Genomic DNA, 5108 nt, shown 5'->3' on the forward strand with positions numbered 1-5108 from the left:
GAAAGGTGCAAGCACGGTTCGGGGGGAGGCGCTGGGGCGTCCTCGAAAGAGGCGTCTCGCGCCCACCCTACCGAGACCTCTAGGGCTCGGCGGCGCCGGTGGCCAACAGCCGCCGAGCCGTAGAGCGCGGTCGCGCCTTGGCGCGAGGCGCGTGGTCTACCTGCCTCGGATGCAATCTGGTTCGTGCGACACGCTTCGGTCGGCTATGACGATCGCCATGTTCGATCACAGCTCAATCCCGATTCCCTTCCTCGCCCGTGCCGCCGACGTACTCGGCGACACCAACAGCGGGCTGAGTGGCCGCGTCATCGTGAAGGTCTTCCTCGTCTACGGCGAGCGCTGGGACGTGGCCGTCCCGTATCCCGAGACGCTCCAGGATGCCGGCAACAAGCGCAACGCGATCCTCGAGAGCCTGAAGCGCTTCTCGGGGCAGCAGCAGTTCATCATCATCGACGAGCTATCCACCCATAGTTCCTTCGCGGTCGGCGCGCCGAGCAAGGACGAACGCGCCAAGCTACGCCACGACCTCCATACGAAGCATGGCGCGTTCAAGACCGAGACGCTGGCCAAGGAGCTTGACCTGCCGCTCGTCGAAGAGACGCGGCATTGGCTTGAGAGCTATCCGGCGGCGCTCGCGCTGTTCGACCAGGCGAAGACCAAATATGACCTTGGCAGCCTTGAGCGCAACGTGCTCGACGACCTGCGGCTCGCGTTGGAGAAGTTGCTTCACGCGGTGCTCGACAACGACAAGTCGCTTGAAAACCAGCTGCCGTTGCTGGGGAAGCTGCTCAAGGAGAAAGGCGCGTCGAAGGAGCTGGCCAACATGCTCGACAAGTTGTTGCGCTATTATTGCGCCTATCAGAACGACCATGTGAAGCACGACGACGACGTGAAGGAGGAGGAGATCGAGATCGTGTTCGAGATGTCCGCCGCGTTCATGAAGCATATCGTGCGCGTGTCGCGGTGAGCGCCGCTCACCCGGTCACGCCGGAAACCGAGATCGACCATATTCCGCCCGTCAACGCACCGGCGAGCGCTCGGCAAATGCCATGAGCAAGGACAGGCGGACGCCGGTGCTCGGCGATCACAAGAAGGTGAAGTCGACACTGGTGACGCCGTTCAACGACCTGTTCGGGCCGATGCACGAAGTGTCCTGGATCAACATGATGATCCCCGAGCTGCTGTGGATCGCGCTGGTGCAAGAGGCTTGGGGACCGAGGCGCGGGGTCGAGATCATCACCGCTTTCACCCGCGACGTGCGCGCGAGCGATCCGGCCCGCGACCGGACGATCTGGGCAGCGACGGGCAAGTTCGCCGAGCTTCCCGACGGCGTGCTCGCAACGATCGTCGAAGGTCGGTCCTACCGCGACGATCTGTGCGCGCCGCTCGCACCGTTGCACGCGCATTATCCCGACCATCCCATGCGCGCGCTGATCACGACGACGGCCCCGGACACCGCATCGCAGGATCTGGGGGTCATCAAGGCGCTGGTCGGCGAGTTGTTCGATCGCGCGTCGACGACCGCGATCATGGCGCAGGCGACCGCGACTTGGCTAGCGTTCGACGCCGACCGGCTCAAGGTCTCGGCGGGGCTCGCGCTCGCCGATTTCCCGCAGATCGAGGATTATCCCAATACCGAGCAATCCCAGCGGATTGCTGCGTCGATCCGCGCGACGCTCAACCAGATGTTCGGCGAGACCGACTTGATGGCGTCCGGCACCGACTGGCCGGTCGCGTTCTGGAACCGGGGACTGGAACTCGAGCCGTGCGAGGACTGACGTGAGCGAAGACGCCGACGACGCCGAAAATGAGGAGGGCCTCGAACTGTGGCCGCTGATCCACGGCTACTGCGCGGACGTCGATCGCGAACTGGCCGCGCGGCTGGATATGTGGCCGCCCGACTTCGCGCAGATCCACGTCCACGAGGTGATCGGCAGCATGCTCGCGCGGCAGGCGACGCTCGCCAAGGATGTCGCGCGCGCGCCGGCCCTGTGGACCGGTGACAGCGCGCCGATCCTGCTCCGCGCGATGGCGGACGTCTATATCAACATCGCCTGGCTGCTGCTCGAGCCCGACGCGCGCTGTCGCAAGTTCATCCTGTTCGGCCTCGGCCAAGCCAAGCTCGAACTCGAGCATCGCCGCGCGCAGATCGGAGAGCGCGAGCCCACCCAACAGGAAGCCGCGATGCTTGAGGCGGGCGAGCGGTGGATCGACTCGCAGCGGATCGGCTGGCTGCTCGATGTCGATCTCGGCAAATGGTCGAGCCTGTCGGTCAGGCAGATGGCCGAGGAGGCCGGCTGCATCGACTTCTACAATTACGTCTACACGCCATTCAGCGCTTGCGCGCATTCGATGTGGCACCATGTCGCGCGCTACAACTTGGTGACCTGCGGCAATCCCCTGCACCGGCATCATCGTCGCCCGGTCAGCGAGGCGCGTGACCCGGACGTCCATTACCTGACGCTCGCTGCCAAATATTGGAGCAAGACACTCCGCACGTTCGATCGCAGCTTTGACCTCACGATCGCTGGTCCGCCCTCTTACGACGCTCTGATTGAAGCGGTTAGCTCCGACGATGACGAAGCTTTGCCGGACTGAATTTCCAAGGCCGGTTCAGCGATGCCTGTCGTTTCGATCACTGCTGTTGCCAAACGCTGTCAAGGCGGCGCTCAGCCCCGCGCCGACGATCCAACGGGCGCGCTCGATATGCGAGCGCCAGCAGGCCTCTGCACCGGCTTGCGTGACATCAAGCCGCAGCAGAGTGGCTGCGGTAATCTGCCAATCGATGCCGGCGTCGGCAGCGTCGAGCAGCTCGGCATAGAGTGCGAGATGGCGGCGGTCATATTCGACCACTTCGTTTCCGGTCGGTGCCAGCGGATCGAGCAAATTCATCACGAGGCAGCTCCTACAGGCCCCCATCATAACGAATAGGAACTATCGTTCCTAGAACTTTCGTTCCGGTTGCCAGACCTTTACCGGATGGATTTGAAGCACGTCTTAGCCACGAATGTTCGTCGGCTTCGTCACGAGCTTGATCTTACTCAAGAAGATATCGCCGAGTTGACGGGATTGAGTTCACGTTATGTCGGTTCGATCGAGCGTGCACGCGTATCGGCAAGCGTCACGGTGCTCGACAAGCTGGCAAAGGCGTTCAAGGTCGAGCCTTACGTGCTGATCAAACGATAGGCTTCGCAGGTTGAGTGCGACCAGCGCTAACGCGACCGCAATATTTCCCCCGGACCCGCACGAACCATCCGCTCCCCCGCCGCTATGAGCCGGCGAATAGTCGACTTCCGATGTTCGCCATCGCCGGGCCAGTCGCCCGGTCCGAGAAGAGCCTCAGCCGCTCGTCGCAGGCTTGCGTCTTCGTTACGCAGGTCGAGCGCATAAAGTGCGGCCAGCTTCCGCGCCGAAGCCCCATGCCGATGCCCGGCGCTTGGCGGGCTACGTAGGGCACCGATCGCCGCCAGCTGATGGCCCAGGCGCCAATCATCCGCGACTTCGAAGCGAATAGAGGCCGGTCCGGAAGCCAAGGTGCCCGCGATCACGTCGAGCCGAACCGTAGTATCCTCGCGCACGGTAGCGATATGCTCGCCCTCCGGCCCCCGCACCAACCGTGCTTCGAACGCACTGGCATCGAACAGTCTATTCTCGCCACCGTTCGGTACCGATGCCCGGACGGAGAGCACATGCGGGTCCACGGCCGCCGACCAAAGGGGCAGAATCGAAGCACAGCTCTGCCCGGGGTCTTCAGCGAAAGTGCAGCCCCCAGCGCGCAACGAAGGCGCGATCAGCAGCTCTACCCGGCACGATATCCAACTGGCGTGCGGCAAAGGCCGCGCGATAGGCCGGATCTCGCCGCAGCACTTCCCATGCGAGCGCGGAGGGTCCGCGCCGGGCAATGGTATCGTAGACGGCGGGATCCGGCATCACTGCTCAGCCGAGTTCGCCCATCTGCGATCGGACGAACATTGCTGCCGCTTCGGCCTGGTCGGGGCGCAGCGCGTCGATGGCGGGCAAATAGTCGGGCACGCGGTCGCGAAGCAGGACGGAAGGGCATTGCCCGTCGACGTTGCCGAGGTTGGGGCGATGTTGGGAATAGCCGACCAAGGAGGCCAACTCAGGCGAAAAATGGCGAGCGACCTGGGGTGGATAGACCAGCCACTGCAATTCGAACGGCTTGAGCCAACCCAGGCAGTAACTGATCACGATGCCGCGCCGCGGAGCGTTGCTGAGATTGCCGCCACCGCCGTGCAGCGTCGAGCCCAGAAAGATCAGCGCGTCGCCCGGCGCCACGCCCGGCACGACCGCATCTTCTTCAGGCCAGACCGCGATATCCTGATCGAAATGGCTTCCGGTCCACAGACGGGTGCCGCCATTCTCACGCGTGAACGGTTCCAGCGGCCACATCACGTTGACGAGATATTCGAGCGTGCCCTTGGGGCCCTGCCACATGTCCTGATCGCGGTGCGGCAGCTGCGGGAGTGCTCCGGGATGGATTTCGATCGCCTGTGTCAAATTGAGCGCGATGCGCTCGCACCATGGCAACAGCAACTGCTCGACCACGCCGATGATCAGCGGGTGCATGACCAGCGGCTCGATCCCGGGTGCACGGGTCAGCAGAGATCCGAACCGTTTGGTTCGCGCGCCGTAGAAGGCACCCTCGCAAAGCGGCGTGGCTGCGAAACGTGCTTCGAGACTGCCCTCGATTTCCATCAACCTTTCCGGGTCGACGACATGGGACAAGACGCACCAGCCGTCGCGCGCGAGCGTCGCGGCATTCCGGTCGATCGCGGCGCTCATGCCGGCACCTGATCGGCGGCGGGGCCATAGACGCCGGTCCACCGGAGCCGTTCGGGCGTGTCGGGCCGTATATGGATCATGAACGCGCCGATCGGCCCGCCCGGGATGCGCACCGCCGGCCCGAGCGGCTCCGCCTGCCATCCAAGGGACAACACTTCCTTGCGGAACGGGTCCGGGATGACGCCGGTGTAGCGTTCCACGCCATGCTCCAGCGCGAAATCGACCATAGCTGTGGATCGGCGTGCAAAAAGGACCCCGTTAGCGGGGTGATCGGCGTCTAAAAGGGACCCCTCATTTCGATGGTT

General features: G+C 63.9%; 8 protein-coding genes. 4 read left to right on the top strand and 4 right to left on the bottom strand.

The window, feature by feature from the left end:
- The first annotated feature begins 205 nt into the window (after positions 1-205).
- The 3 genes from WFP78_RS23235 to WFP78_RS23245 all read left to right on the top strand — a co-directional run bounded on the left by WFP78_RS23235 (position 206) and on the right by WFP78_RS23245 (position 2598).
- On the top strand, positions 206-967 hold the full coding sequence (locus WFP78_RS23235; RefSeq protein WP_336966876.1) for a hypothetical protein: 762 nt from the start codon (positions 206-208) through the stop codon (positions 965-967).
- A gap of 82 nt (positions 968-1049) precedes the next feature.
- Positions 1050-1778 carry a hypothetical protein gene (locus WFP78_RS23240; RefSeq protein ID WP_336966878.1) on the top strand — a complete coding sequence of 243 codons (729 nt, stop codon included), beginning with the start codon at positions 1050-1052 and terminating at the stop codon, positions 1776-1778.
- Between the two features lies 1 nt (position 1779).
- Positions 1780-2598 carry a DUF5677 domain-containing protein gene (locus WFP78_RS23245; RefSeq protein ID WP_336966879.1) on the top strand — a complete coding sequence of 273 codons (819 nt, stop codon included), beginning with the start codon at positions 1780-1782 and terminating at the stop codon, positions 2596-2598.
- A 15-nt stretch (positions 2599-2613) separates the two neighbouring features.
- Here WFP78_RS23245 and WFP78_RS23250 read toward each other — a convergent pair whose 3' ends face one another.
- Complete coding sequence (locus tag WFP78_RS23250; protein WP_336966880.1) at positions 2614-2892, bottom strand: hypothetical protein; 279 nt, start codon at positions 2890-2892, stop codon at positions 2614-2616.
- Between the two features lie 87 nt (positions 2893-2979).
- Here WFP78_RS23250 and WFP78_RS23255 point away from each other — a divergent pair, with 87 nt between their 5' ends.
- Positions 2980-3186, top strand: a complete 207-nt coding sequence (locus WFP78_RS23255) for a helix-turn-helix domain-containing protein (protein ID WP_336966881.1) — start codon at positions 2980-2982, stop codon at positions 3184-3186.
- A 564-nt stretch (positions 3187-3750) separates the two neighbouring features.
- On the opposite strand, the gene WFP78_RS23260 is transcribed toward WFP78_RS23255, so the two are convergent.
- From WFP78_RS23260 to WFP78_RS23270, 3 genes are read right to left on the bottom strand one after another with little or no spacing between them, the layout of a single operon-like run.
- A complete protein-coding gene (locus WFP78_RS23260) occupies positions 3751-3930 on the bottom strand; it encodes a transcriptional regulator domain-containing protein (protein WP_336966882.1) in 180 nt (59 codons plus the stop codon).
- Between the two features lie 6 nt (positions 3931-3936).
- The gene (locus WFP78_RS23265) at positions 3937-4803 is read right to left on the bottom strand and encodes a phytanoyl-CoA dioxygenase family protein (RefSeq protein ID WP_336966883.1); all 867 of its coding nucleotides are present in this window, start codon (positions 4801-4803) and stop codon (positions 3937-3939) included.
- Positions 4800-5030, bottom strand: a complete 231-nt coding sequence (locus tag WFP78_RS23270) for a hypothetical protein (protein ID WP_336966884.1) — start codon at positions 5028-5030, stop codon at positions 4800-4802. Before WFP78_RS23270 ends, WFP78_RS23265 begins: the two co-directional genes overlap by 4 nt.
- Between the last annotated feature and the right edge of the window lie 78 nt (positions 5031-5108).

It is taken from the genome of Sphingobium aquiterrae, assembly GCF_037154135.1.
GTDB classification, from domain to species: Bacteria; Pseudomonadota; Alphaproteobacteria; order Sphingomonadales; family Sphingomonadaceae; genus Sphingobium; species Sphingobium aquiterrae.